We start from the raw sequence: 24,197 nt of genomic DNA, 5'->3' as shown, positions 1-24,197 counted from the left end.
CGTCCCGCCCCGGACATACGAAGACTGTCGGGAACCCCCCAAAGGAACGGGCCGGGGGGACATATCCCCTTCCCGGCGGCCAGGGAAGGGCGGGCGGGCTTCGGGGCGCATCAGATCGCTACGCGCTTCTCTTTGCTTGGCGGCTGCGGTCCGTCTGGGGCTCATGTAGCGGGCACGCCCTCCAGGCGGGGCCCAGGGCACTCCTTTCCGGACCGGGCAGCCGGGTACCTGCGCCAAACAGCGGTGAGATGACCCTGGCGGCAGTCCGCCGGGCCTCACGCAACAGATCGCTACGCGCTTCCCTCGGTCGAGCGTCCGACCGCCGTCCACCCACCCAAGACCCGTCAGCGGGTCATCTCCCCCATACAGACGTCCGATGGGGGTCGGAACAGGCTGTGTGGGAGCGGGAGGTTGATGAATCCGACCTCACGCTCCACGATCTGATCGTTTACCTCCCTCACGGCCCGCAGACGCCGTCCCAGCGCCCCCACCACCCATCGCGGGCGGCCTATGCCCAGCCCCAGACGGACCGCAGCCGCTATGCCGGGAGAAGCGCGTAGCGATCTGACGCGCCCCGAAGACCGCCCGCCCATCCCTGGCCAGGGCCGATGTGGACTGCTCCCCCCGGCCCGTTCCTTTGGGGGGTTCCCGACAGTCTTCGTATGTCCGGGGCGGGACGGTCGGTCAAGGGTGGCCGAAGGCCATCGCGAAGCGACGCGACGACGAAGGAGGAGCGCCCTTGAGGGACCGGCCCGACCCGGAGAGACGATGAGACTGACGGGAAACCCCCAAACCTGTCCATTCCCGTCCCGCCGAGGCCCCCGCCCCCACCACCCCCGCCCCACCCTCAAAGCCCCCGCCCCGCCTCCCGAAGCCCCCGCCCCCGCCCCCCGTGCCAGAACTATGGCCCCTGGACTGGCATCTGACGTACCGTCATATTCGCCCGAGGTGACGTCGCCCGCACCGTGTCCAGGAGGTCCGCCATGCCCGCCGACCGGCCCATCGCCCTCGACGAGTACCCCATCCACCAGGCTCCCCTGTCGATGAAGCACCTCGTCAGTGGCGACCGCAACGCCTACGACCGGTGCATCTTCCACGTCTTCGACCATGCCGGCCGCGCCCTCCTCATCCTCGGGCTCGGCGTCTACCCCAACGCCGGCGTCATCGACGCCTACGCCACCCTGCGCATCGGTGACGAACTCCTGGTCGTCCGCGCCTCCGACGCGCTCACCGACGACCGGATGGACCTCTCCGTCGGCCCGCTGTCCATCACCGTCGACGCGCCCCTGCGCAGGCTCACCCTCCGCTGCGCCGCCGACCCGGAGGACCCCGACGGACTCTCGTACGACGTGGTCTGGACGGCGGCCTTCCCGGCGCTCTGGGAGCCCCATCACGTCCAGCGGCGCGGCGACCGCCTCATGCTCGAAGGCCGCCGCTTCGTGCAGGCCGGCACGGTCAGCGGCACCATACGGGCCAAGGGGGAGGAAACCGCTCTGGCCCCGGGGGAGTGGACCGGTACCCGCGACCGCAGTTGGGGGGTGCGGCCGCTACCCGGCGAGGACGGGGGGCGGGCGGCCGAGGAGTACCGGCCCGAGGGGTTCCACTGGCTCTGGATACCCGTCCGTTTCGAGGACCGCTTCCTCATGGTCGTCGCCCAGGAGGACGCCGACGGCCACCGCACCCTCAACGAGGCCGTGCAGGTCTTCCCCGAGGGCAGCGGCCGCCACGACGTCCAGCTCGGCTGGCCGCACACCGACATCCGCTACCGTCCCGGCAGCCGGCACCCCGAGAGCGCCGTCGTCCACCTCACCGACCCCGCCCGCAAGCCCGTCGAGCTCGGCGTGGAGATCCTGAACTCCTCCCCGCTCGCGGTCGGCGCCGGCTACCCGCCCGCAGCCGACTGGCAGCACGGAAGCTGGCAGGGCCGCGCCTGGACCGACCGCCGACGGTACGACCTCTCCGACCCCGCCGCCCACCCCGCGGCCGCCTTCGGGGTCACCGACCACTCGGCCCGCTTCACCCTCGACGGGCAGGTCGGCCACGGGATCTTCGAGCACGGCAGCTTCGGCCGCCACGACCCCAGCGGCTTTGCCGACTTCTCCTCCGTGGCCCCGTGACCGCTGGCCCCGTACCCGCACAGCCGCCCACGCGCACAGCCGCACACCCGCACAGCCGCAGCCGAGCAGCCGCACAGCCGGGCGAAACCGGGCGACCCCGGTCCCGCAGCCCGCCGAAGGGGTATCCATGGCATCCGCACCACGCCCGCGCACCTCCACCCGAGAGCCCGAGGAGCTCGGGCGCCGCCTCGCCGCCTGGCTGGACTCCAGGCTTCCGGGGGCGGCGGTCGCCAACATCTCGGTCCCCGGGTCCAACGGCATGTCCAGCGAGACCCTGCTCTTCGACATAGAGCACCCGGACACCCCGCTCCGCGCCTGCGCGCTGCGGCTCGCCGCCGACCCGGCCGCCTACACCGTCTTCCCCACCTACGACATGCCGCGCCAGTACCGCGTGATGAGCCTGGTCGCCGCCCACACCGACCTGCCCGTCCCGCGCGTGCAGTGGCTGGAGGAGGATCCGGGGCCGCTCGGGGCGCCGTTCTTCGTGATGGCCCGCGCCGAGGGCCGGGTCCCGCCCGACGTCATGCCCTACACCTACGAGGGCAACTGGCTGCACGCCGCGACCGACGCCGAGCGCGCCGGACTCCAGGAGGCGAGCGTCGCCCTGCTGGCACGCCTGCACGACCAGTTCCCCGCCGCGGAAGCACAGTTCCTGCTCCCGGAGGGGGAGGGCAGTCCGCTCCGGCGGCACGTCGAGGGCCAACGCGCCTATTACGCCTGGGTGGTGCGGGGACTCGCGCCGTCGCCGCTGATCGAGCGGGCCTTCGTACGACTGGAGGAGCTGTGGCCGGCCGACGAAGGGCCGGCGGTCCTCACCTGGGGTGACGCGCGCATCGGGAACGTCGTCTACGACGGTTTCACGCCCGTCGCCGTACTGGACTGGGAGATGGCGGCCTACGCCCCGCGCGAGGTCGACCTCGGCTGGACCGTGTACCTCCACCGGTTCTTCCAGGACCTCACGGTCGGCTTCGGACAGCCGGGCCTGCCCGGCTTCCTGCGCCGCGAGGACATCGAGCGCCGCTACGCCGAACTCACCGGGCACACGCCGCGGGACATGGAGTTCCACACTCTCTACGCGGCCCTGCGGCACGCGATCGTGATGCTGCGCATCGCCTACCGGCAGGCGCACTTCGGCGAGGTCGAGGTCCCGGCCGATCCGGACGGCCTGATCCTGCACGGCGCCAGCCTGGCCGCCATGGTGCGGGGCACGTACTGGTAGGGGCTCCCGCGGCCGGTCAGGCGGCTTGGGCGTGCTGCTGTCGGGTCTGCGGCGGCACGGGGGCCGCCATCCGGACCGGACGCGAGCCCGGGCCGCCGACGTGAGAGAACGGCTGGGTCCGCCAGTCCAGCCCCTGGGGCAGGGACAGCATGACGACGGGCTCCAGCTCCGGCGCGCCGTCCTGCTGGAGCGCGCCCACGGTCGGCAGGGCGTCGGAGGCCGGCCGGCCGGTGCCCGCGCACACCGTGAGCCCGAAGGGGTTCCACGGGGTCAGGCAGAGCGCGTGCTGCGGCAGGTACTCCTCGCCCGCGACGAGGGCGATCGACCGGCCGCAGTCGGGGCAGACCGCGTGGTGGATGTCGAAGCCCTCGCCGTCGTCGAGGTCGTCGACGTCCGGGAAGGCGCCCTCGCCGGAGCCGAGAAGGTCCAGGGGCTCCGGTTCGGTACGACCGGTGCGCTTGGTGTTCAGCATGGATGTACTCCCCCTTGGGTGGGCCGGGCGGCCAGATTCTTCAGCCACGGCCACAGCAAGCACTTCCCGCCGCGCGGCACGAGTAACCACATCCGGCCGCTGTACGCATGCACAGGCTTGTGGCCTTGGTCACATGCCCGCCGCAGATGCTGTCAGCAGGTGGACGGCACTGTGCCTGGAGTGCCCTTGGGCCTTAGGTTGAGCGGCTATGAGCGCAATGGAGGAGCTGGACCGCCAGATCGTTGATCTGCTCGTGCGGGACGGGCGGATGAGCTACACGGATCTGGGCAAGGCCACCGGACTGTCCACGTCGGCGGTCCATCAGCGAGTACGCCGACTGGAGCAGCGCGGGGTGATCCGCGGATACGCCGCCGTCGTCGACCCCGAGGCCGTGGGCCTTCCCCTGACGGCCTTCATCTCGGTCAAGCCGTTCGACCCCAGCGCCCCCGACGACATCGCCGAGCGGCTGTCCGGGGTTCCCGAGATCGAGGCCTGCCACAGCGTCGCCGGGGACGAGAACTACATCCTCAAGGTCCGGGTGGCGACGCCTCTGGAGCTGGAGGACCTGCTGGGCCGGCTGCGCGCGCTCGCGCACGTCTCGACCCGCACGACGGTGGTCCTCTCCACCCCGTACGAGGCGCGCCCGCCGCGGGTGTAGCGGCGGGGGGACCCGGGGGTCGGAGCGGGGCGGAGGACACGGGAGACTGGTCCGCATGACTGACCGCACCGCCCGCTCCGCCGATGCCGCCGGAGCCCCCTCACGCACCGTCCTCCTGCGCGGCGGCGAGGTCCACAGCCCCGCCGACCCCTTCGCCACCGCGATGGTGGTCGAACGCGGCCACATCGCCTGGGTCGGCTCGGAAGGCGCCGCCGACGCCTTCGCGCAGGGCGTGGACGAGGTCGTCGACCTCGACGGGGCGCTCGTCACGCCCGCCTTCACCGACGCCCACGTCCACACCACCTCCGCCGGCCTCGCCCTCACCGGCCTGGACCTGACCGGCGCGCGCTCCCTGCCCGCCGCGCTGGAGCTCGTACGGGCGTACGCCGCGAGCCGACCGGGGGACCGGGTGCTCCTCGGGCACGGCTGGGACGCGGCCCGCTGGCCCGAGCGCCGGGCGCCGCGCCGGGCCGAGCTCGATGCGGCCGCCGGGGGCCGCCCGCTCTACCTCAGCCGCATCGACGTGCACTCGGCCGTGGTGACCGCCGCCTTGCTGGACCTGGTGCCCGGGGTGGAGGCCCGCGGCGACGAGCCGCTGACCCGCGACGCCCACCACGCCGTGCGTGCGGCCGCGCTGGCCGCGGTCACGCCCGCCCAGCGCGCCGAGGCGCAGCGGGCCGCCCTGGACCGGGCGGCCTCCCTGGGGATCGGTTCCGTGCACGAGTGCGGCGGGCCCGAGATCTCCTCCGCGGAGGACTTCACGGAGCTGCTGGCGCTGGCCGCCGGGCGGCCGGGTCCGCGGGTCTTCGGGTACTGGGCCGACCGGGACCTCGGGCTGGCCCGGGAGCTGGGGGCGGTCGGAGCGGCCGGGGACCTCTTCGTGGACGGCGCCCTCGGTTCGCACACGGCCTGCCTGCACGCCCCGTACGCCGACGCCTCCCACTCCGGAACCGGCTACCTGGACGCGGGCGCGGTCGCCGAGCACGTGGCCGCCTGCACCGAGGCGGGCCTCCAGGCCGGTTTCCACGCCATCGGCGACGCGGCGCTCACCGCTGTCGTGGAGGGGGTGCGCGCGGCCGCCGCGAAGGTCGGCCCGGCGCGGGTCCGAGCGGCCCGGCACCGGGTCGAGCACGCCGAGATGATGACCCCGGCCACCATCGCCGCGTTCGCGGAGCTGGGCCTGACGGCCTCGGTGCAGCCCGCCTTCGACGCGGCCTGGGGAGGGGAGGACGGCATGTACGCGGACCGGCTGGGGGCGGAGCGGGCCCGGGGCCTCAACCCGTACGCGGCCATGCTCAGGGCAGGCGTCCCGCTGGCCTTCGGCTCGGACGCGCCGGTGACGCCGCTCGACCCGTGGGGGACGGTCCGGGCCGCCGCCTTCCACCGCACGCCCGAGCACCGGATCTCCGTACGGGCCGCCTTCACCGCCCACACCCGGGGCGGCTGGCGCGCGCTGGGCCGCGACGACGCGGGCGTCCTGGTGCCCGGGGCCCCGGCCGACTACGCGGTCTGGCGGACCGAGGAGCTGATCGTGCAGGCTCCCGACGACCGGGTCTCGCGCTGGTCGACCGACCCCCGTTCGGGCACCCCCGGACTGCCGGACCTGACCCCGGGCGCCGAGCTCCCGCAGTGCCTCGCCACCGTGGTCGGCGGGCGGGAGGTATTCGTACGCCCACAGGGGTGATCCGGCCGTCCTGGGTTCGGTGCGGGCGGCCGGACCCGGATAGGTTCGGCCGGGTCCACCACAGGACGTCCGTGCCGGACGGATCCGTCTGCGCAGCGCGCCCGCGCCTCGGGGGCGAGGGAAGGTTTCGCCGGGCGGCGGGTGGCCCCGGGTCGGGGCCCGGCGGTCCAGTAGACAACGGTCACGGCGGCCCGCAGCCAGCGGGGAGTCCGGACCGGCCCGAAGGACCGCGGGCCCCGGCCACTGCTCTAGAGTCGTCCCCTGCGACCCGGCGCGGAACGCGTGCGGGGGCACGAAAGGGGACTCGGTGAGCGACGGCGGACAGCGGACCCGGGGGCCGCTCGGTACGGCCCTGGTGATCATTCCGACCTACAACGAGGCGGAGAACATCCGGCTGATCGTCGGCCGGGTGCGGGCGGCGGTCCCCGAGGCCCACGTCCTCGTCGCGGACGACAACAGCCCGGACGGCACGGGCAAGACCGCCGACGAGCTGGCGGCCGGTGACGCACACGTGCACGTGCTGCACCGCTCGGGCAAGGAGGGTCTGGGCGCCGCCTACCTCGCTGGTTTCGCCTGGGCCCTGGCGCGGGACTACGGCGTGGTCGTCGAAATGGACGCCGACGGCTCCCACCGGCCCGAGGAGCTGCCCCGGCTGCTGACCGCACTGGCCGGCGCGGACCTGGTCCTCGGTTCGCGCTGGGTGCCGGGCGGGCGCGTGGTGAACTGGCCCAAGCGCCGCGAGTTCCTCTCGCGCGGCGGCTCGACCTATGCGCGGATGGTGCTGGGCCTGCCGATGCGGGACGTGACCGGCGGCTACCGGGCGTTCCGCCGCGAGACCCTGGAGGGGCTGGGCCTGGAGGCGGTGGCCTCCGCGGGGTACTGCTTCCAGGTCGACCTGGCCCGCAGGGCCGTGCGCGCGGGGTTCCGCGTCGTGGAGGTACCGATCACCTTCGTCGAGCGGGAGTTCGGCGACAGCAAGATGAGCCGGGACATCCTGGTGGAGGCCCTGTGGCGGGTCACCCAGTGGGGGATCGAGGCCCAGGCGGCCAAGCTGCGTCCGGGCAGGGCCGCGGCGCGCCGACCGACGCTGACACGGCCCCCGTCCACCCGGCCCTGCGCGCCGGTCCCCTGAGGGCCGTCCGGTGATCCCCTCAGCGCCCGACGGGGATCACCGGACGGCCCTTAGGGGTTGTCCGGTACCTCCGGCTGAGGCGCCTTTTACGCCGACCCGGGCACACTGGGGGTATGACGACCGGCACTGGTTCCCTGCGGACCGGCACTTCGACGGCCCCCCGACGGCGCTCGCCCGCCCGTACGCTCCTCCCCCTGGCGGTCGCCGCCTGGCTGATCCTGGAGATCTGGCTGCTCGGCCTGGTCGCCGGCGCGGCCGGCGGGCTGACCGTCGCCGCGCTGCTCGCGGGCGGGATGGTGCTGGGAGCCGTGGTGATCAAGCGGGCCGGACGGCGCGCGTTCAAGAACCTGACGGAAACCTTCCAGCAGGTCCAGCAGGGCAGGCAGCCCACCCCCCAGCAGCCCGGCCGGGGCAACGGCCTGACGATGCTGGCGGGTCTCTTCCTGATGATGCCGGGTCTGGTCTCGGACGCGGCGGGCCTGCTCCTGCTGCTCCCGCCCGTGCGGGCGTGGGTCGGCCGCCGGGCGGCCCGCTCGCTGGAGCGCAGGATGGCCGCCGCGCCGGCCGGCCCGTTCGGCGAGGCCTTCCAGCAGGCGCGCATCCACCACCCGGACGGCAAGGTGGTCCAGGGCGAGGTCGTCCGCGACGACGAGCCGGGCCGACAGCAGGGCGGCCCGGACAGCGGGTACCGTCCGCCGCTCGTCCCGTAGGGCCGGGAGCGGGCCGCACGACGCCGGAAAGCCGAGGGGCCCCGCCACAACTGTGTGGCGGGGCCCCTCGGCTTGTTCGTGCTTCGTCCGGCTGTCAGGCGGACTTGCGGCTGTCCCGCGGATGCACGGCAATGTTCATGGCGCCGGAACGGAGGACCGCAAGCCTTTCGGCCAGCACTTCCTCGAGCTCCTCGCGGGTGCGTCGCTCCATGAGCATGTCCCAGTGCGTTCGCGCGGGCTTGCCCTTCTTCTCTTCGGGCCCGTCCCCGTCCACCAGGAGTGCCATGGCGCCGCACGCCTTGCACTCCCACTCCGGCGGAATTTCTGCCTCAACCGAGAACGGCATCTCAAATCGATGTCCGTTCTGGCATGCGTACTCCACCGCCTGGCGCGGGGCCAGATCGATGCCGCGGTCCGTCTCGTAGCTGGTCACCACGAGGCGCGTACCGCGGAGAGCTCGCTCACTCATGAATCGTGCCTCCCGGGCTTTGTCGCCCACAGGACAGGTGTCGCTGTCGTCGTCATCCGGTCAACGTCCGGCCGGCGGTATAGATTCCCGCTCCGGGTCATGCGTCGCCCGTCGTACCGCCCCTTGTGTACCCACCACTGCCCGTTTTGTCACATCTGGCAGCAGATGTCACCCAACGTCTTCACTTCTCAAGCGCGCAGTAACGGTCCGCCTGGCAGGCCAAAGGCGTACACTACCGGCCCTTTGCTTCAACGTCTAAATTCGTTCGGAATTCGATCGTGGATCCGGGCCGGGAGTGCGCGCGGAGCCGCTCTCAGACGCGTTCGGGTACAGGATTGCCTGCGGCCTCCACCGCGCGCCGCACCGGCACTCGTGCGAGGAGCACGAAACCCAGTGCGAAGAAGGCCACCAGCGAGATGATCGCGTCCCGGTAACTGCCCGTGAGCTGGTAGGTCAGGCCGAAGACCAGCGGCCCGACCCAGCTCAGCCCCCGGTCGCTCATCTCGTACGCGGAGAAGTACTCCGCCTCCTTGCCCGCCGGCACCAGGTGGGAGAAGAGCGAACGCGACAGCGCCTGGCTGCCGCCCAGCACCAGCCCGATCATCGCCGCAAGGGCGAAGAACCACACCGGGGTCCGCGCCGGCAGGAAGTACCCGGCAGCGAGGGTCACCCCCCAGGCCACCAGCGAACCGAGGATCGTCCGCTTCGCGCCGTGCCGGCGGGCCAGCCGGCCCATCCCCAGCGCACCGGCCACGGCGAGGACCTGCACCAGCAGCACCGCCACGATCAGCGTGGACTGGTCCAGCTCCAACTCCTCCGAGCCGTAGACCGAGGCCTGCGAGATGACGGTCTGCACGCCGTCGTTGTAGATCAGGTAGGCGAGGAGGAACGACAGGGTCAGCGGGTAGCGCCGCATGTCCTTCAAGGTCGCGACGAGCTGCCTCCACCCGCTGGCCGCCGGGCCGGCGTTCCCCGCCCGGACCACCGCCCGGTCCCGCAGCCGGCGCAGCGGGATCACCGCGAAGGCCCCCCACCACACGCCGGCCGAGGCCAGGCAGATCCGGACGGCCGCTCCCTCGGAGAGGCCGAAGGAGTCGTGGCCCTGGTACAGCACCAGGTTCAACACCAGCACGAGCGCGCCCGAGGTGTACCCGAAGGCCCAGCCGCGCGAGGAGACCGTGTCCCGCTCCTCGGGTGTGGCGATCTGCGGGAGGAACGCGTTGTAGAGCACCATCGATACCGCCAGCGAGGCGTTCGCGACGACCAGCAGCAGCCCGCCCAGCAGGTAGCGGTCGCCGTCGAGGAAGAACATCCCCGCGGTCGCGGCGGCTCCCGTGTACGCCGCGGCCGCCAGCAGTGGCTTCTTGCGGCCGGTGCGGTCCGCGAGCGCGCCCGCCAGCGGCATGACCAGGACGGCCACGATCACCGAGGCCGACACCGAGTACGCGAAGAAGGACCCCGCCCGCACCGGTATGCCCAACGGGTGGACGTACCCCTCGGCGTCGGACGCGGCCTTCGCCACGGCCGTCAGGTACGGCCCGAGGAACACCGTGAGCACGCTCGTCGAGTAGACGGAGCAGGCGAAGTCGTAGAAGTACCAGCCGTGTTGCTCGCGCCTGCGCGCCGCGGCCGCCGTCGCTGCGGCTCCGCCGTCCCCGGCCCCGGGCTCGGCTTCGTCCGTCGTCCGCGCACTCATCGGGTGCCCCCTCGCTGTCCCCGTACCGCTTCGGCCGCCGCGGCCCGTGCGCGGCGCGCACGCGGCCGGCGGGCGGTCAGGCCCAGGCCCCGCGCCGGTCCAGCACCGTGCGCAGGACGTCGATCCGGTCGGTCATGATGCCATCGACGCCCAGGTCGAGCAGCGCTTCCATGCGTTCCGGTTCGTTCACGGTCCACACGTGCACCTGGAGGCCCCGCTCGTGCGCGGTGCGGACGAAGCGGCGGTCGACCACGCGGATGCCCGCCCGGGTCTCCGGAACCTGCGCCGCCACCGCGCCCACGCGCAGGGCCGCGGGGATCGCGTACGAGCGCAGCCGCAGGCCCAGGACCCCGCGGACCCCGTAGGAGGTGGCCAGGCGGGGGCCCGCGATCTTCTGTGCCCGGGCGACCCGGCCCTCGGAGAAGGACCCCACGCACACCCGGTCCCAGACGCCCGCCCGCGCGATCAGGTTGACCAGCGGGTGCAGCGCCGACTCGGCCTTGACGTCGATGTTCCAGCGGACGTGCGGGAACTCCTCCAGCAGCTCCTCCAGGAGCGGCAGCGGCTCGGTGCCGCCCACCCGCACCTCGCGGACCCTCTTCCAGGGCAGTTCGCAGATCCGTCCCGCGCCGTCGGTCACCCGGTCGAGGGTGGCGTCGTGGAAGGCCACGAGCTTCCCGTCGGCCGTGGCGTGCACATCGGTCTCGAAGTACCGGTAGCCCGCGCCGGCGGCCCGGCGGAAGGCGGCGGCGGTGTTCTCCAGGCCGTCCGCGGCGCCTCCGCGGTGGGCGAAGGCAATCGGAGCGGGGTGGTCCAGATACGGGTGGCGAAGGCGTACGTGCGTCACGGCGGCAGTATGCCCCCTGCATCCCACGGGACGGGAGCGACCGGACGGGCGGATGGTGAACTCGGGGCGCCCGGCTGGTGCCGGTGGACCGCCGCGTGCCACCCTGGACCGGCAGCAGGCAATCCAATCCCGGCCTCCGGCGCCCTCCGGCAGGCCAATTCGACGAAGTGGACCGGAACCGATGGCCGAATGGACCTCAGCGGTCGGTGCCGCTCAGCTCGCCCGACTCGTCGCCTCCCAGCAGGAGCGGACCGCGGTGCCCGGCGCCCGCAAGCCGCCCGCGTACCGCACCCTCGCCGACGGCATCCGGCTGCTCGTACTCGAAGGCCGGGTGCCGGTCGCCGCCCGCCTCCCGGCCGAGCGCGAGCTGGCCGTGGCCCTCTCCCTCAGCCGCACCACCGTCGCCGCCGCCTACGAGGCCCTGCGCGGGGAGGGGTTCGTGGAGTCCCGCCGGGGCGCGGGCAGCTGGACCTCCGTGCCCGCCGGCAACCCGCTGCCCGCCCGCGGCCTGGAGCCGCTGCCGCCCGAGTCCCTCGGCTCGATGATCGACCTCGGCTGCGCCGCGCTGCCGGCCCCGGAGCCCTGGCTCACCAAGGCCGTACAGGGGGCCCTGGAGGAGCTGCCGCCGTACGCCCACACCCACGGGGACTACCCGGCGGGCCTCCCGGCGCTGCGCCGGATGCTCGCCGACCGGTACACCGAGCAGGGCATCCCCACGATGCCCGAGCAGATCATGGTCACCACCGGTGCGATGGGCGCCATCGACGCGATCTGCAGCCTCTTCGCCGGGCGCGGGGAGCGCATCGCCGTCGAGTCCCCTTCCTACGCCAACATCCTCCAGCTCATGCGCGCCGCCGGGGCCCGCCTCGTACCCGTGGCGATGGCCGGCGGGCTGGCCGGCTGGGACATGGACGTCTGGCGGCAGGTCCTGCGCGACTCGGCCCCCCGGCTCGCCTACGTCGTCGCCGACTTCCACAACCCGACCGGGGCCCTGGCCTCGGAGGACCAGCGCCGGGCCATGGTGGAGGCCGCCCGGTCGGCCGGGACCGTGCTGATCGCCGACGAGACCATGATCGAGCTCCAGCTGGACCCGGACCTGGCCATGCCCCGCCCCGTCTGTTCCTTCGACCCGGGGGGCAGCACGGTGATCACCGTCGGCTCGGCGAGCAAGGCCTTCTGGGCGGGCATGCGGATCGGCTGGGTCCGCGCCGCCCCCGATGTGATCCGGAGCCTGGTCGCCGCCCGTGCGTACGCCGACCTCGGCACCCCCGTGCTGGAACAGCTGGCCGTGAACTGGCTGATGCGGACCGGGGGCTGGCGGGAGGCCGTCCTGATCCGCCGGGACCAGGCGCGGGAGAACCGGGACGCGTTGGTCACGGCGGTGCGGCGGGAGCTGCCGGACTGGGACTTCGTGGTCCCGCAGGGCGGCCTGACGCTGTGGGCCAGGGCCGGCGGCCTCTCCGGCTCCCGGCTGGCGGAGGTGGGGGAGCGCGTCGGCGTACGGGTCCCCTCGGGGCCGCGGTTCGGGGTCGACGGCGCCTTCGAGGGCTACGTCCGGCTGCCGTTCACCGTGGGCGGGCCGGTGGCCGAGGAGGCAGCGGCCCGGCTGGCGGCGGCGGCGCGGCTGGTGGGGACGGGGGCGGGCGGCAGCGGGGCGGAGCCGCCGCGGACGTTCGTGGCGTGATCACCGGTTCCCGGCCGGGGGCGCGGCGGGGGCGCCGGGTGGTGTCCCCGCGCGGGGGTGCGGCGGGGGCGCCGGGCCGTCACGGGGCCTCGGCCGGGACCTCCGGGATCGGTGAGGCGTCGATGGACGGGCCCTGGGCCTGGGCCGGCGGCTGGGCCGGGAGCGGCTTCGCCGGGGTGGCGGGGTCCTGTCCGGGGCCCCGCTCCGGCAGCAGTTCCAGTACCGCCTGGCGGTGCGCGGGATGCGCGGCGTCGTCGTACGGGTCGGGCGTGGCCGGCACCTGGAGGCGGTGGACCGGTCCGGCGCCGAGCCGGGCGTAGCCCCGCCCCGGCGGCACCTGCGCCGTCGGGGTGGTGTGCGGAGGCAGACCCAGCACGTCGGCGATCTGCTGGACGGCGGCGGGGCCCAGCACGACGCGGGCCCGGGTGTGCTGCCAGACGGCGTCGTGCAGCAGCTCCAGGTGGTCGAACTGCTCGGCCACCACCACCGTGATGTGCGCGGCGCGGCCGTGCCGCAGCGGCACCTGGAGCTGGGCGAGCGGATCCGGGCGGCCGTCGGCGGAGGCCAGGTGCGCCAGCACGCTCGGCCGGTCCAGCAGGATCCACAGCGGGCGCCGGGTGTCCTCGGGCGCCGGACGGCCCGCCTCGCGGGCCCGGTGGGTGGCGATCAGCCTGCGCTCGGTCTCCTGGGCGGCCCATTCCAGGGTGGCCAGCGCCCCGGTCGGCCCGCATTCGACGGCGAGGACGCCGGGGCGGCCGGACAGGCAGGAGTACTCCCCGCTGCCACCGCCCTCGACGATCAGTACGTCGCCGCCGTGCCGCAGCGCCTGCAGGGCGATCGAGCGCAGCAGGGTGGAGGTGCCGGCGCCCGGTTGTCCGACGGCCAGCAGATGGGGTTCGGCGGAGCGCGGCCCGGTGCGCCAGATGACCGGGGGGACGTCGCGGGGCTCGTCGCCCCCCGCCAGCACGGGCAGGGTGCGCTGGACGCTCCCGGCGTCGGTGAAGCCGAGCACGGTCTCACCCGGGGAGGTGACGAAGGGCTGGGCGGCGATGCACGTCGGCAGCGCCGCCAGCACGCTCAGGTGGAGCTGGTTGCCCTCCTGGTCCCAGTCGAAGTGGTACTCCCGTCCGCGCCCGGACTTGGCGTGCAGCAGTGCCTCGATCCGGGCCCGCGAGGCGGCCTCGCCGTCGGTGAAGTAGGCCGGGTAGCGGATGCGCAGCCGGGTGAGGCGGCCCGCCTCGTCGAACTCGTAGCCGCTCAGGGCCTTGTCCCACTCGCCGCCGTGGGCGAAGAGCGGGCTGGGGTCCTCCGGGATGGAGAAGTACGGCACGAGGGCTTCGTAGAGGGAGCCGAGCCGTTCGGCCTCGGCCTCGCCGGGCCCGGTGTTCACCGGAGTGCGGTCACGGCCCTGCCAGGCCGCCGCCGCCATGAGGGTGATCAGGGCGATGAGCGGTCCGTAGGGGACGAGTGCGACCGCGAGGACGCAGGCCGCCGCAAGGAACAGCGCGGGACCACGCTTGTCCTTGGGGGTCTGCGACCACCTGCGCCGCCCGGTGGAGGCCAGGATGCGCAGGCCGCGTCCGATGGTGAGGAGCGGATGGAGGACGTCCGTGGCGCTGTCGGCGGCCGTGCGAGCGAAGTCGCGGCCCCGGGCCAGCGACGCTGTGCCGCTGCTGAGGATGCGGGGAAGTGGGCGCCGGGCCACGGGCGTCTCCTGGAGTGGTGGACGTGACGGGTGATTCGGGTGGGGCTGATGTGTTGTCGCGCCGTGGCCGGCCTAGAGCTTGATCCCGCCGAGGAGGCTGGCGAGGCTCGCCGTGCTCGCCGTGATGCTCGGCGCGATGGCGGAGCCGGCGAGGAAGAAGCCGAAGAGCGAGCACACGAACGCGTGCGACAGCTTCATCCCGTCCTTCTTGAAGAACAGGAAGCAGATGATGCCGAGTAGGACGACACCTGAGATCGACAGGACCATGAGAATTTCTCCTGGTGGGTGGGGACAGTCACCATCAGTCCTTCCAGGCTCACAGCAAGTATCAATGCGATAAAAGGTGCAAACGGGTGAATGGGACGGTTTTTCACTTGACCGGCCCAGCCCGGCTGGCGCATCCGCCGGGAAGGGGGTCAGGAGTGATCCTGGTCTCCCCTCGAGCCCGACCCGTGCAGGTCCGGGCGCTACCCTGGCGATTCACCCGTACGGACGCAGTGCCGTGCACCCCCCTGCCCGCCCGGCCCGGGGAACGGGTGCCCCGAGCAGGCACGCAAGCAGCGAGTGGAAGGCGGTACGCAGGATGAGCGAGCACACCGAGGGCGGCTCCGGCCCCCAGGGCGTCCCCGACGAGGACGTCATCGAACTGGCCACCAAGATCTTCGACCTCGCCCGCCAGGGTGAGGCCGAGACGCTCGCGGCGTACCTCGACGCCGGCGTCCCGGCGAACCTCACCAACGACCGCGGCGACACCCTCGTCATGCTCGCCGCCTACCACGGGCACCCCGAAGCCGTCGCGGCCCTGCTCGCGCGCGGCGCCGAGGCCGACCGCGCCAACGACCGCGGCCAGACCCCGCTCGCCGGCGCCGTCTTCAAGGGGGAGCAGGACGTGATCCGCGCGCTGCTCGCCGGCGGGGCCGATCCGCACGCCGGAACCCCCTCCGCCGTGGACACCGCGCGCATGTGCGCAAAGGCCGACCTGCTGGAACTCTTCGGAGCCAAGTAGTCCGCTTTTTGTCCTGCCGGTGCCCGTGCCTGACCGGTTCCCGACCTCACAGGTTGGTCACGGCGGCCGTAAATGTGGTCGCGGCGCACAAACCGGCTGGGTCATCATGGCGTCGGATTCGATTCGCGAGCACGACGGACGGGCAGGAGCGGGCGGGACGCACTGGGCGTCCGGCCCGGCCCGGCCGCCCTGGTCACGAACCACCGACGAGAGTGAGAAGGCAATGGTCTACATCGAGCGGAACCCGACGGCGGACGTCCTCACGTGCTGTTACGCGGCCCTGTGAATTTTGATTCCCGGTTGCGTCCCCAGCTTGATTTGAGGCCATTCCCATGTTCGAACCAGTCATAGCGCCGAGCGGTACCCTGCTCGGGCTCCTCCAGCGGGGCCGCGGTGACGGCACGCTGCACGCGCTCGCGGCGCCCAGGGCCGAGGCCCTCGCCGCCCTCGACGAATGCGTGCTCCGCGATCCGCGCCAGGACTGGCAGGTCGAGAACCGCTCCCTGTACTACGCCCGGCTGTACCTGGATCTCGACGGCCCCCTCGGTGCCATCGAGACCCACCTCTTCTGCGCCGACGACCTCGTCGACGAGGAGGACCACCGGACGGGCCTCGCCCTGTCCGTCCTGGGCCACCTGGCCTCGTACGGCCGCGACGACGCGCTCATGCTGCTGCGCCGGTACGCCGCCTCCGGCGCGAACTGGGCCTGGGCCCTCGACGAACTCGCCCTGCGCGACGACGACGAGGGACTGCGCGGTCTCGCCGCGCCCGTCCTGGCCCGCTTCCCCGCCACGGCGGAGGGCGAGGCGCGGCTGGCCGCCGCCGTCCGCGACGCCTACGAGCCCCGGCCCTGGTGCCTGTGGGAGGAGTCGCCGCTGTACGGCGGACGCCTGCGCGCCGCCCGGCAGCAGGGCTCCTTCGACCGCTGGCAGCGCCAGCTCACCCCGAGCGGACCCCGCCCCGGCTGGGGGGTCCAGGCCGTCTTCGACTGGGCCTGCGACGGGCTGCGCCGCGGCACGCCGCTGCACGTCCCCGCGGCCCGCTGCCTCGCCGCCGTGGCCGCCCCCGAGGACCGTCCGGCGATCCTGGCGGCCGCCGCCGGAGCCTCCGGCGAGGCCGCCCGGGCCACCGCCCTGCACCACCTGGTCCTCGCCGAGCCGGAGAACCCGGCCGTGCTGGACCTCATCGAGGCCGCCGCCGACGAGCCCGCGGTGGCCGCCTACGAGCGCATGTGCGGCCCCGCAGCCGTCGAACGGGCCCGGCGCTGGATCCAGCGACCCGACGCCCTCGGCGCGGCGGCCGCCGCCACCCTCGCCACCCGCGGCGGACCCGAGGACGCCCCGCTCGTCCTGGGCGCCCTGCGCTCCACGGTCCGCGGCGCGGGCCCGGACACCCGGCGCCTCTTCGCCCTGGTGGACGGAGCGGGCCGGCTCGCCATCGCGTGCGCGGCCCCGGTGCTGCGCCACATCTACCGCGAGACCTCCTCGTCCCACCTGCGGGGCAGCGCCGCCCGCGCCCTCGCCAGCACGGACCCGTGCTTCGCCGCGGGATTCGCGGTCGAGTGCCTGTGGGACTGCGAGGAGACCACCCGCGAGGTCGCCGCGCGCCACGCCGAGACGGCGGACGCGAGGGTCGCGCCCCGGCTGCGGCGGCTGGCGGCCGACCCCGCCGAGGAAGAGGACGTGCAGTCGGCGGTCCGCAGCCGGATCACCCCGGAATCGGCCGTGTAGGACCCCGGCGCCACGGGTGGCGCGCACCCGCGGAGATCCCGAGATGCCCGAGGGGGCCGACCGGAGCCGCGGCGCGCCGGGCAGCCGGCCGACCGAACCGCCTCGCGGTACCGGCTGACCGAACCGCCGCCCGGTACCGGAGCGGTGGAGCCGTCCGCCCGGACGGCGCCCGCCCACACCGCGGCCGGCACGAGAACGGCACCCGCAGGACCCCCGCGTACGGACCCTGCCCCGCTACCGCGTGCCTCCGACGCCCCGAAGGCACGGGTACGCGGCGCCGGCCGGCCGGACCCCGCTGCCGGCTCGCCCGCCCGTGCCCCGACTCCGTCGAAGTCCGCGGGGGCGGCTACGCGGCGGCCGAACCGCCGGGGGTGGATCCGACCGGGCCCGCCCGCGCTCGCGGCGCCCCTCCCGGCGGGGGCGCGGGTACGTGGCGGTCGGGGCGGCGGATGCCGGCCCCGGCGGGCCCCGCCCGACCAGTCCGCCCGACCGGTCCGCCCGACCGGTCCGCCCGACCGGTCCGCCCGGGCCATCGCTCGGACGGAGCCGGGGGCGGCCGGTGCGCCGCGCCGCGTCCGGTGGGGCTCAGCGGCACCGGGTGAAGCGCACGGGTACGCCCGGCCGGGCCTGGGCCGCCGCGTCCAGGGCGGGGCCCCGCGGGACCACGCCCACCACCGGGTAGCCGCCCGTCACCGGGTGGTCGGCGAGGAAGACCACCGGCAGCCCGTCCGGTGGGACCTGGACCGCGCCCAGCACCATCCCCTCGCTCGGCAGCTCCCCCTCCCGGCTGCGGACCAGCGGCGTCCCCGCCTCCGTGCGCAGGCCGATGCGGTTGGACATCGCCGACACCCGGAACACCGAACGCCACAGCCCGGCGAGCGACGCATCCGTGAACCAGTCCGCCCGGGGCCCCGGCCGCAGCGGCAGCAGCAGTTCCGACGGCGGCCCGGGCAGGGGGCACAGGTCCGCCCCCGCGGCCGGCTCCCGTCCCGCACTCCCCACCGGCAGCAGGACCCCGCCCGCCAGCACCGGCGGCCCGAGCCCCGACAGCAGGTCCGTGGAGCGGCTGCCCAGTACCGGCGGCACGGCGAAGCCCCCGCGGACCCCGAGGTAGCTGCGCAGCCCGCGCTCCGCCCGGCCCACCTCCAGCTCCGCCCCGGCGGGCACCCGTACCGGGGCGCCCCAGGCCGCCGGGCGCCCGGACACCCGTACGGCCGCGGGCGCGCCCGTCACCGCAACGGTCACCGGGGCCAGGGCCCGCAGCCCCACCCCGTCGAGGGTGCACTCCAGGACCGCCGCGCCCGGCGGATTGCCGAGCAGCCGGTTGGCCAGCGCGTACGCCGCCCCGTCCAGGGCGCCCGAACGGGGGACCCCCAGGTGGGCGCGGCCCGGGCGGCCGAGGTCCTGGACCGTCGTCAGCGCCCCCGGCCGCACCACCAGGAGCCCGCTCACCCCCTCACCTCCGTGAACCGCACCCGTACCCCCGGGGCGAACAGCGCCGCCGGCTCCCGCTCCGGGTCCCACAGCACCGCGTCCGTGGAGCCGATCAGCTGCCAGCCGCCGGGTGAGGAGCGCGGGTAGACCCCCGCGTACTCGCCGGCCAGGGCCAGCGAGCCCGTCGGCACGGCCGTGCGCGGCGTGCTCCGGCGGGGCAGGTGGAGGCGTTCGGGCAGCCCCGTCAGATAGCCGAAGCCGGGCGCGAACCCGCAGAAGGCCACCCGGAAGACGATGCCGCCGACCAGCCCCGGCACCTCACCCGGCGCCACGTCCCACCGCCGGGCCACCTCGGCCAGGTCGGGACCGTCGTAGCGCACCGGCACGTCCACCAGCGGTCCCTCGGCGGCGTCGAGCGGCGGCACCTGCCAGCCGGCGATCCGCGCGGCGAGCGCCGCCGGCTCCCGCACGCCGTCCAGCAGCACCGTCCGCGCCGCGGGCACCACCTCCCGTACGCCGCCCAGCTCGCCCGCGGCCCGCCGCCGCAGCAGCTCGGCGTGGAGCGCGGCCACCTCCGCGGCCGACGCCACCTCGATCAGCAGTGCCTCCCCGCCGACCACCAGCGTCCTCAGCGTCATGCGAAGGCCCGCACGCCGACTCCGGCCGCGCCCAGCGCCGCCCGGACCCGCCGGGCGAGGTCGGCCGCCCCCGGGGTGTCCCCGTGCAGGCAGAGCGAGCGCGCGGCGACCGGGACGGCGGAGCCGTCGGCCGCCGACACGACCCCCTCGGCAGCCATCCGCACCGCACGCGCCACGACGGCCTCCGGATCGTGCAGCACCGCCCCCGGCTCGCCGCGCGGCACCAGCGTCCCCGCCGGCGTGTAGGCCCGGTCGGCGAAGGCCTCCGGTACGGCGGCCAGCCCGGCCTCCTCGGCGGCCGCCAGCAGCAGAGACCCGGGCAGGCCCAGCACCGGCAGGCCCGCCGCACCGGCCGCCAGCCGCACCCCGGCGACCACGGCCGCGGCCTGGCCGGCGTCGTACACCGTGCGGTTGTACAGCGCGCCGTGCGGTTTCACGTACGACACCCGGGACCCGGCGGCCCGCGCGAACACCTCCAGCGCCCCGATCTGATAGGCCACCTCGGCCGTCAGCTCGCCGGCCGGCACGTCCATGGACCGGCGGCCGAAGCCCGCCAGATCGCGGTAGGAGACCTGCGCCCCGATCCGCACCCCCCGCTCCGCGGCCAGCTCGCAGACCCGGCGCATGATGGAGGGGTCCCCGGCGTGGAAGCCGCAGGCGACGTTGGCACTCGTCACGACGGACAGCAGGGCCTCGTCGTCGGTCAGGGTCCAGCGCCCGAAGCCCTCGCCGAGATCGGCGTTGAGGTCGATCGCCGCCTCGCGAGGTGTGATCATGGAAGCCATGCGGTGAGCGTAGAACAGCTCCGCCCCCGCCCTCCCCGAATCCGGGGACGGCCCGGTCGGCGGCGGCCGCTCCCCGGGGCGGGGACGATCCGGCCGAACCATGCCGTTTGGGATGTTGTCCGGGTCAGCGCCTAGTCTTTGTCCGTGACTCTCCCCGCCCCGGCGAAGACCCTTCCGTCCCCGGCGCCGGGCCCGGCCGCCGACGAGGGCCTGGCCCGGCGGCTGCGCGCCCTCGCCTGCACCGCCCCGCTGCACGACCTCGACGTACGCAAGGCCAACCTGGCCGGCGAGTACGGGGTCTACGCCATGGCGGAGGTCGCGCTCGCCGCGATCGACCTGGTCACGCTCAACATGGACTTCGACACCGGAGCCGACCACGAGCAGATAGTGGCCAGGCTGCTGCCGCGCGTCGCCGCCCAGGCCCCGGACCGCCCGGCGGCCGAGCACGAGCGGGTGGCCCGCTGGGTGCTGGAGAACCTCATCAACGTGGGCAGCGTCGACCGCGGCTTCCGCGCGATCTACGGCACCTTCGGTCCCGACGGCGTCTACGTCCGCCGGGACTACGACTTCAAACTCATCGAAGAGGTCCTCGGCCACGGCGGCGCGGTCTACCTGCGCACCACCGACGAAGCCGTCAACGTCCTGGTCGGCGCCCTCGACACGGACGTGACCAGCGCCCAGATCGCCGCCGAGGTGAAGCTGGAGGTGCTGATCAGCCGCGGCCGGCTGGCCGACGCCCAGCTCGCCGCCGAGCAGGCCCGCTACCGGACGGTCCAGTACGCCGAGACCCTGCGCCGCACCCTGGACGCCACCCGGCGCAACGTCCGCGCCGTGGACTGGCTCCAGGCCGTCCCCGACATGATCGCGGAGGCCCTCGACCACGTCGCCGACCGCTACCGGCACGAGAACGCCATCCTCACCAACATCCGCAAGGCCCGCGACGAGGCCGAGGACCCGGACAACAAGCGGCGCGCCGCCGAGCTCGTCGACATCGTCAAGGACTGCATCCGCCGCCACACCCAGCTCCAGTCCCGGCTCCTGGACGCGGGCCCGCTCTTCCGTGCCGAACAGGACCGCCAGGCCTTCGCGGCGCCCGTGTCCGGCGCCGGCATCGACCTGTACGGCCAACTGGTGGCCCCGCTGCTGCCGCTGCCGGTGGAACGGGCGAGGCGGGTCACCGACGCCTTCTTCGCCGCCGGCGCGGGCCTGCGCACCCCGGTCTCCGTCCGGGTGGGAGACCTGGTCGACATCCTGCTCACCCCGCCCGTGGAGCGGGAGCACCTGGGCGTGGAGATGCCGGAGCCCGACCTCATCGCCACCCCGGACGACAGCCGCTTCAGCGAGGAACAGCTCGCGGCCGCCAAGGCGCTCCTCGACCTCCCGCACGACGCCCCGCGCCGACTGTCCGGCCTGCTCGCCGAGGCCCGGCGCAGCGACCCGGACCTGCCGTACCTGGTGGCCCTGCTGGCCGTCCACGCGGCGAGCCCGGCCGTCGGCACCGCCTACCGCCAGGGCGAGGAGCGGCTGCTCTTCGCGGTGGACGACGGCACCCAGCTGGAGGACCCCGAATTCGGCGGCGCCGACCTGATCGTGGGCACCGCCCTGCTGGACGCCGCGGGCATGGCCGCAGACCGCGCGGAGGCGGCATGACCACCCCCCACCCGGCCCCCGGCACCCCCACCGCCCCCGGGACCCCCACCGCCCCACCCCGCCCGGCCGCCCGGCCGCACCGCACCGCCGAGGAGATCCACCCGTGAGCGACCACCACGCCGAGTACGCCGCGTGGCGCGCGCCCGAGGCTCCCGCCACCCCGGCCGCCGCAGCGGCAGCCGCCCCCGCCGCCCCCGCGGTCACACCCGCCGACGCCGCCGACGCGGCCCGCCTCGTCGCCTTCGGGCTCCAGCCCAAACTCCTCCCCGCCCGCGACGCCGAGTACGCCGAGCTGCTCCGCCGCTACCGCGAGGACCCCGCCTTCGCCCGGCTCTCCGATGCCGTCGCCACCGGCCTGGGCCTCGTCGTCCTGGAGGTGTCCGCACGCGCCGGCATGGCCGTGGCCGCCGGCGAGGACTCCGTGTTCGCCGTCCGCATGGGCGACTACGCCCGCCGCACCGCCGCCGACTCCGCCGACCGGTTCCTGCACGGCCTCGCCCACCTGTGCGTCGCCGCCCTCGCCTTCCCCCGCCCCGAGGACCTCGGCGACGACGGTTACATCGGCCGCGTCACCGTCAACGGCGTCGACGCCTTCGTCCGGCAGACCTGCCGGCGCCTGGAGGAGCGCGCCGAGGAGCTCGGCGAGAACACCGACCCCGCCTCCGACGCCCCCGGCCTGGAGGCCGCCTGGCGGGTCTACGCCCGCCGCAGCGCGACCGGCGCCACCAAGGACGCCCGCCGCCTCGCCGGCTCCACCACCGGCATCGTCGGCAAGGCCGCCGCCTTCCTCACCGACTCCGGCTTCCTCCAGCGCACCGGCGACGAGGCCGGCGGCACCTACCGCACCACCCCCCGCTACCAGCTCCAGGTCCGCGACATGGCGGGGAGCGCGGCCATGGCCGAGCTGCTGGAGCTGGGCGTGGTCCCCGTCAGCGACGGCTCCGCCACCCTCCTGCCGCCGCCCGAGGGCGACGACCTGGAACTCGCCGCCGACGCCGGGCTCCCCTTCCACGCCTGAGCCCCGCGCCCCCACGGCCGCGGCCCCCCACGCCCGAGCCCCCGCCCCGCACGCCCGAGCCCCCGCGCCACCTGCCCTCCGTACGACCCACGAGAGACCACGAGAGTCCGCCGCCATGTACGAGCTGTCCCGGATCCGCCTCTACTCCATCGGGCCCGCCGGTGCGCGCTACGCCGACACCGTGCTCGACCTGCGCGGAGTCGGCGAGCCGGTGCCCCACCCGGCGCCCGCCCAGGCGGAGTTCTTCGAGGACGAGCCCACCGGGCCGCCGCGCCGCCCGGCGCCCGCCGGCGTGCTCTTCCTGGAGAACGGCGGCGGCAAGTCCGTCCTGCTCAAGCTGATCTTCTCGGTGATGCTGCCCGGCCACCGCAACACCCTCGGCGGCGCCAGCTCCGGCGTGCTGCGCAAGTTCCTGCTGGCCGACGACTGCGGCCACGTCGCCCTGGAGTGGCAGCACACCCAGACCGGCGAGTGCGTGGTCGTCGGCAAGGTCAGCGAGTGGCGCGGCCGCCAGGTCTCCAACGACCCCCGCAAGTTCGCCGAGGCCTGGTACTCCTTCCGCCCCGGGCCGGGCCTCAGCCTCGACAACCTGCCCGTCGCCGAGGCGACCACCGTCCGCCCGCCCGTCGAGGGCGTCTCGGGCGCCCAGGGCCGCCGCCGCACCATGAAGGGCTTCCGCGACGCCCTGACCGAGGCCGGCAAGGCGTACCCGCACCTCGAGGTGTACTTCGAGGAGATCCACGACCGCTGGAACGAGCACCTCACCGATCTCGGCCTCGACCCCGAACTCTTCCGCTACCAGCGCGAGATGAACGCCGACGAGGGCGAGGCCGCCGGCCTCTTCGCGGTCAAGAAGGACTCCGACTTCACCGACCTGCTGCTGCGCGCCGTCACCGACACCCGCGACACGGACGGCCTCGCCGACCTCGTCCACGGCTTCGGCAACAAACTGGGCCGCCGCGCCGAGCTGATGGCCGAACGGGACTTCACCGCCGGCTCCGTGGACCTGCTCACCCGCATCGTCGAGGCCGCCGGCGCCCGCTCCCGCCTGCGCGACGTCCACGCCGGCGCCGAACGCCGTACGCGCACCCTCGCCCGGCGGCTGTCCGCCCGGGCGGGCGAGGAGCGCGGCCGCGCCGCCGACCTCGCCCAGCGGGTCACCGGCGCCGCGCACGAGGTCACCGTCGCCGAAACGGCCCGCGCCCGCAGCGCCGCCGTGTCCGCCGAACTCGCCTACCGGCACGCCTCGCTGGCCCTGACCGTCGCCGACAAGGCCGCGGCCGCCCAGCGCCGCGAACTCCTCGAAGCGCGGACCCTGCACTCCGCCTGGCAGGCCGCCGAGAACGTCCTGCGCCACCGGGCCGCCGCCGACCGCTCCGCCCGCGTCGCCGCCGCGATCCGCGAGGCCGAGCGGGACGCCGCCCCCGCGCTCGCCGCCCGGGCCACGGCCGCCGGCCAGCTCGTACGGGCCCTGCACACGGCCGCCGAGCACGGCGAGCGCCTCGCCAACGAGGAGGAGGAGCGTTCCGCCGAGCTCCAGAGC

At 74.8% G+C, this 24,197-nt stretch carries 20 protein-coding genes and 1 pseudogene; 12 read left to right on the top strand and 9 right to left on the bottom strand.

The window, feature by feature from the left end:
- Positions 1–983: 983 nt before the first annotated feature.
- Entirely contained in the window at positions 984–2,117 is a 1,134-nt protein-coding gene (locus ACFWU6_RS30795; RefSeq protein WP_383984399.1) for a hypothetical protein, read from the top strand.
- A 127-nt stretch (positions 2,118–2,244) separates the two neighbouring features.
- Entirely contained in the window at positions 2,245–3,336 is a 1,092-nt protein-coding gene (locus ACFWU6_RS30790) for a phosphotransferase family protein (RefSeq protein WP_383806642.1), read from the top strand.
- 16 nt (positions 3,337–3,352) lie between these two features.
- Here ACFWU6_RS30790 and ACFWU6_RS30785 read toward each other — a convergent pair whose 3' ends face one another.
- Complete coding sequence (locus ACFWU6_RS30785; protein ID WP_383806639.1) at positions 3,353–3,808, bottom strand: hypothetical protein; 456 nt, start codon at positions 3,806–3,808, stop codon at positions 3,353–3,355.
- A gap of 217 nt (positions 3,809–4,025) precedes the next feature.
- On the opposite strand from ACFWU6_RS30785, the gene ACFWU6_RS30780 reads away from it, so the two are divergent.
- From ACFWU6_RS30780 to fxsA, 4 genes are all read left to right on the top strand, one after another.
- The gene (locus ACFWU6_RS30780; RefSeq protein ID WP_328303565.1) at positions 4,026–4,466 is read left to right on the top strand and encodes an Lrp/AsnC family transcriptional regulator; all 441 of its coding nucleotides are present in this window, start codon (positions 4,026–4,028) and stop codon (positions 4,464–4,466) included.
- Between the two features lie 55 nt (positions 4,467–4,521).
- Entirely contained in the window at positions 4,522–6,150 is a 1,629-nt protein-coding gene (locus ACFWU6_RS30775; protein WP_383984396.1) for an amidohydrolase, read from the top strand.
- Between the two features lie 307 nt (positions 6,151–6,457).
- Positions 6,458–7,282: a polyprenol monophosphomannose synthase gene (locus ACFWU6_RS30770; RefSeq protein WP_383984393.1), complete on the top strand. Its 825-nt coding sequence runs from the start codon at positions 6,458–6,460 to the stop codon at positions 7,280–7,282.
- A gap of 113 nt (positions 7,283–7,395) precedes the next feature.
- On the top strand, positions 7,396–7,992 hold the full coding sequence (gene fxsA / locus ACFWU6_RS30765; protein ID WP_383806632.1) for an FxsA family membrane protein: 597 nt from the start codon (positions 7,396–7,398) through the stop codon (positions 7,990–7,992).
- Positions 7,993–8,086: 94 nt separating this feature from the next.
- Here the strand turns inward: fxsA and ACFWU6_RS30760 are convergent, their stop codons facing one another.
- The 3 genes from ACFWU6_RS30760 to ACFWU6_RS30750 form a co-directional block, all read right to left on the bottom strand.
- Complete coding sequence (locus ACFWU6_RS30760) at positions 8,087–8,461, bottom strand: RNA polymerase-binding protein RbpA (protein WP_007262928.1); 375 nt, start codon at positions 8,459–8,461, stop codon at positions 8,087–8,089.
- Positions 8,462–8,774: 313 nt separating this feature from the next.
- Positions 8,775–10,157: an MFS transporter gene (locus ACFWU6_RS30755; protein WP_383984390.1), complete on the bottom strand. Its 1,383-nt coding sequence runs from the start codon at positions 10,155–10,157 to the stop codon at positions 8,775–8,777.
- A 76-nt stretch (positions 10,158–10,233) separates the two neighbouring features.
- Positions 10,234–11,004: a glycerophosphodiester phosphodiesterase family protein gene (locus tag ACFWU6_RS30750; RefSeq protein ID WP_383984387.1), complete on the bottom strand. Its 771-nt coding sequence runs from the start codon at positions 11,002–11,004 to the stop codon at positions 10,234–10,236.
- A gap of 181 nt (positions 11,005–11,185) precedes the next feature.
- Here ACFWU6_RS30750 and ACFWU6_RS30745 point away from each other — a divergent pair, with 181 nt between their 5' ends.
- On the top strand, positions 11,186–12,688 hold the full coding sequence (locus tag ACFWU6_RS30745) for a PLP-dependent aminotransferase family protein (protein ID WP_383806624.1): 1,503 nt from the start codon (positions 11,186–11,188) through the stop codon (positions 12,686–12,688).
- Positions 12,689–12,767: 79 nt separating this feature from the next.
- Here ACFWU6_RS30745 and ACFWU6_RS30740 read toward each other — a convergent pair whose 3' ends face one another.
- A complete protein-coding gene (locus ACFWU6_RS30740; protein ID WP_383984384.1) occupies positions 12,768–14,393 on the bottom strand; it encodes a hypothetical protein in 1,626 nt (541 codons plus the stop codon).
- 72 nt (positions 14,394–14,465) lie between these two features.
- Positions 14,466–14,660, bottom strand: a complete 195-nt coding sequence (locus ACFWU6_RS30735) for a hypothetical protein (RefSeq protein ID WP_030706611.1) — start codon at positions 14,658–14,660, stop codon at positions 14,466–14,468.
- A 316-nt stretch (positions 14,661–14,976) separates the two neighbouring features.
- Here ACFWU6_RS30735 and ACFWU6_RS30730 point away from each other — a divergent pair, with 316 nt between their 5' ends.
- Both ACFWU6_RS30730 and ACFWU6_RS30725 read left to right on the top strand, forming a co-directional pair.
- On the top strand, positions 14,977–15,399 hold the full coding sequence (locus tag ACFWU6_RS30730) for an ankyrin repeat domain-containing protein (RefSeq protein ID WP_383984381.1): 423 nt from the start codon (positions 14,977–14,979) through the stop codon (positions 15,397–15,399).
- A 332-nt stretch (positions 15,400–15,731) separates the two neighbouring features.
- A complete protein-coding gene (locus tag ACFWU6_RS30725; RefSeq protein ID WP_383984378.1) occupies positions 15,732–17,129 on the top strand; it encodes a HEAT repeat domain-containing protein in 1,398 nt (465 codons plus the stop codon).
- A gap of 585 nt (positions 17,130–17,714) precedes the next feature.
- Here ACFWU6_RS30725 and ACFWU6_RS30720 read toward each other — a convergent pair.
- The 3 genes from ACFWU6_RS30720 to ACFWU6_RS30710 are packed head-to-tail and all read right to left on the bottom strand — an operon-like array spanning position 17,715 to position 19,977.
- The gene (locus tag ACFWU6_RS30720) at positions 17,715–18,581 is read right to left on the bottom strand and encodes a biotin-dependent carboxyltransferase family protein (protein ID WP_383806613.1); all 867 of its coding nucleotides are present in this window, start codon (positions 18,579–18,581) and stop codon (positions 17,715–17,717) included.
- Entirely contained in the window at positions 18,578–19,201 is a 624-nt protein-coding gene (locus ACFWU6_RS30715) for an allophanate hydrolase subunit 1 (protein ID WP_383984375.1), read from the bottom strand. The genes ACFWU6_RS30720 and ACFWU6_RS30715 overlap by 4 nt, the downstream gene beginning before the upstream one ends.
- Positions 19,198–19,977, bottom strand: a complete 780-nt coding sequence (locus tag ACFWU6_RS30710; RefSeq protein ID WP_383984402.1) for a LamB/YcsF family protein — start codon at positions 19,975–19,977, stop codon at positions 19,198–19,200. Before ACFWU6_RS30710 ends, ACFWU6_RS30715 begins: the two co-directional genes overlap by 4 nt.
- Positions 19,978–20,130: 153 nt before the next feature.
- Between ACFWU6_RS30710 and ACFWU6_RS30705 the strand changes: the two genes are divergently transcribed.
- The 3 genes and pseudogenes from ACFWU6_RS30705 to ACFWU6_RS30695 form a co-directional block, all read left to right on the top strand.
- A complete protein-coding gene (locus tag ACFWU6_RS30705; RefSeq protein ID WP_383984372.1) occupies positions 20,131–21,636 on the top strand; it encodes a hypothetical protein in 1,506 nt (501 codons plus the stop codon).
- A gap of 103 nt (positions 21,637–21,739) precedes the next feature.
- Positions 21,740–22,654, top strand: coding sequence for a hypothetical protein (locus ACFWU6_RS30700; protein WP_383984369.1), 915 nt, complete (start codon positions 21,740–21,742; stop codon positions 22,652–22,654).
- Positions 22,655–22,769: 115 nt separating this feature from the next.
- A pseudogene (locus ACFWU6_RS30695) lies at positions 22,770–24,197 on the top strand (hypothetical protein); the annotation flags it as partial.

Origin of the sequence: Streptomyces sp. NPDC058674, assembly GCF_042716505.1 — a bacterium.
In the GTDB taxonomy this organism is placed as follows: Bacteria; Actinomycetota; Actinomycetes; order Streptomycetales; family Streptomycetaceae; genus Streptomyces.
The sequence above is the reverse complement of the archived record's forward strand: the minus strand, read 5'-3'. Positions and strand labels throughout refer to the sequence as shown.

Bases quoted from the DNA above. Each gene is read 5' to 3' on its own strand.
- ACFWU6_RS30795 (WP_383984399.1), top strand. From the start codon at position 984: ATGCCCGCCGACCGGCCCATCGCCCTCGACGAGTACCCCATCCACCAG.
- ACFWU6_RS30790 (WP_383806642.1), top strand. From the start codon at position 2,245: ATGGCATCCGCACCACGCCCGCGCACCTCCACCCGAGAGCCCGAGGAG.
- ACFWU6_RS30785 (WP_383806639.1), bottom strand. From the start codon at position 3,808: ATGCTGAACACCAAGCGCACCGGTCGTACCGAACCGGAGCCCCTGGAC.
- ACFWU6_RS30780 (WP_328303565.1), top strand. From the start codon at position 4,026: ATGGAGGAGCTGGACCGCCAGATCGTTGATCTGCTCGTGCGGGACGGG.
- ACFWU6_RS30775 (WP_383984396.1), top strand. From the start codon at position 4,522: ATGACTGACCGCACCGCCCGCTCCGCCGATGCCGCCGGAGCCCCCTCA.
- fxsA (WP_383806632.1), top strand. From the start codon at position 7,396: ATGACGACCGGCACTGGTTCCCTGCGGACCGGCACTTCGACGGCCCCC.
- ACFWU6_RS30760 (WP_007262928.1), bottom strand. From the start codon at position 8,461: ATGAGTGAGCGAGCTCTCCGCGGTACGCGCCTCGTGGTGACCAGCTAC.
- ACFWU6_RS30755 (WP_383984390.1), bottom strand. From the start codon at position 10,157: ATGAGTGCGCGGACGACGGACGAAGCCGAGCCCGGGGCCGGGGACGGC.
- ACFWU6_RS30745 (WP_383806624.1), top strand. From the start codon at position 11,186: ATGGCCGAATGGACCTCAGCGGTCGGTGCCGCTCAGCTCGCCCGACTC.
- ACFWU6_RS30735 (WP_030706611.1), bottom strand. From the start codon at position 14,660: ATGGTCCTGTCGATCTCAGGTGTCGTCCTACTCGGCATCATCTGCTTC.
- ACFWU6_RS30730 (WP_383984381.1), top strand. From the start codon at position 14,977: ATGAGCGAGCACACCGAGGGCGGCTCCGGCCCCCAGGGCGTCCCCGAC.
- ACFWU6_RS30725 (WP_383984378.1), top strand. From the start codon at position 15,732: ATGTTCGAACCAGTCATAGCGCCGAGCGGTACCCTGCTCGGGCTCCTC.
- ACFWU6_RS30715 (WP_383984375.1), bottom strand. From the start codon at position 19,201: ATGACGCTGAGGACGCTGGTGGTCGGCGGGGAGGCACTGCTGATCGAG.
- ACFWU6_RS30710 (WP_383984402.1), bottom strand. From the start codon at position 19,977: ATGATCACACCTCGCGAGGCGGCGATCGACCTCAACGCCGATCTCGGC.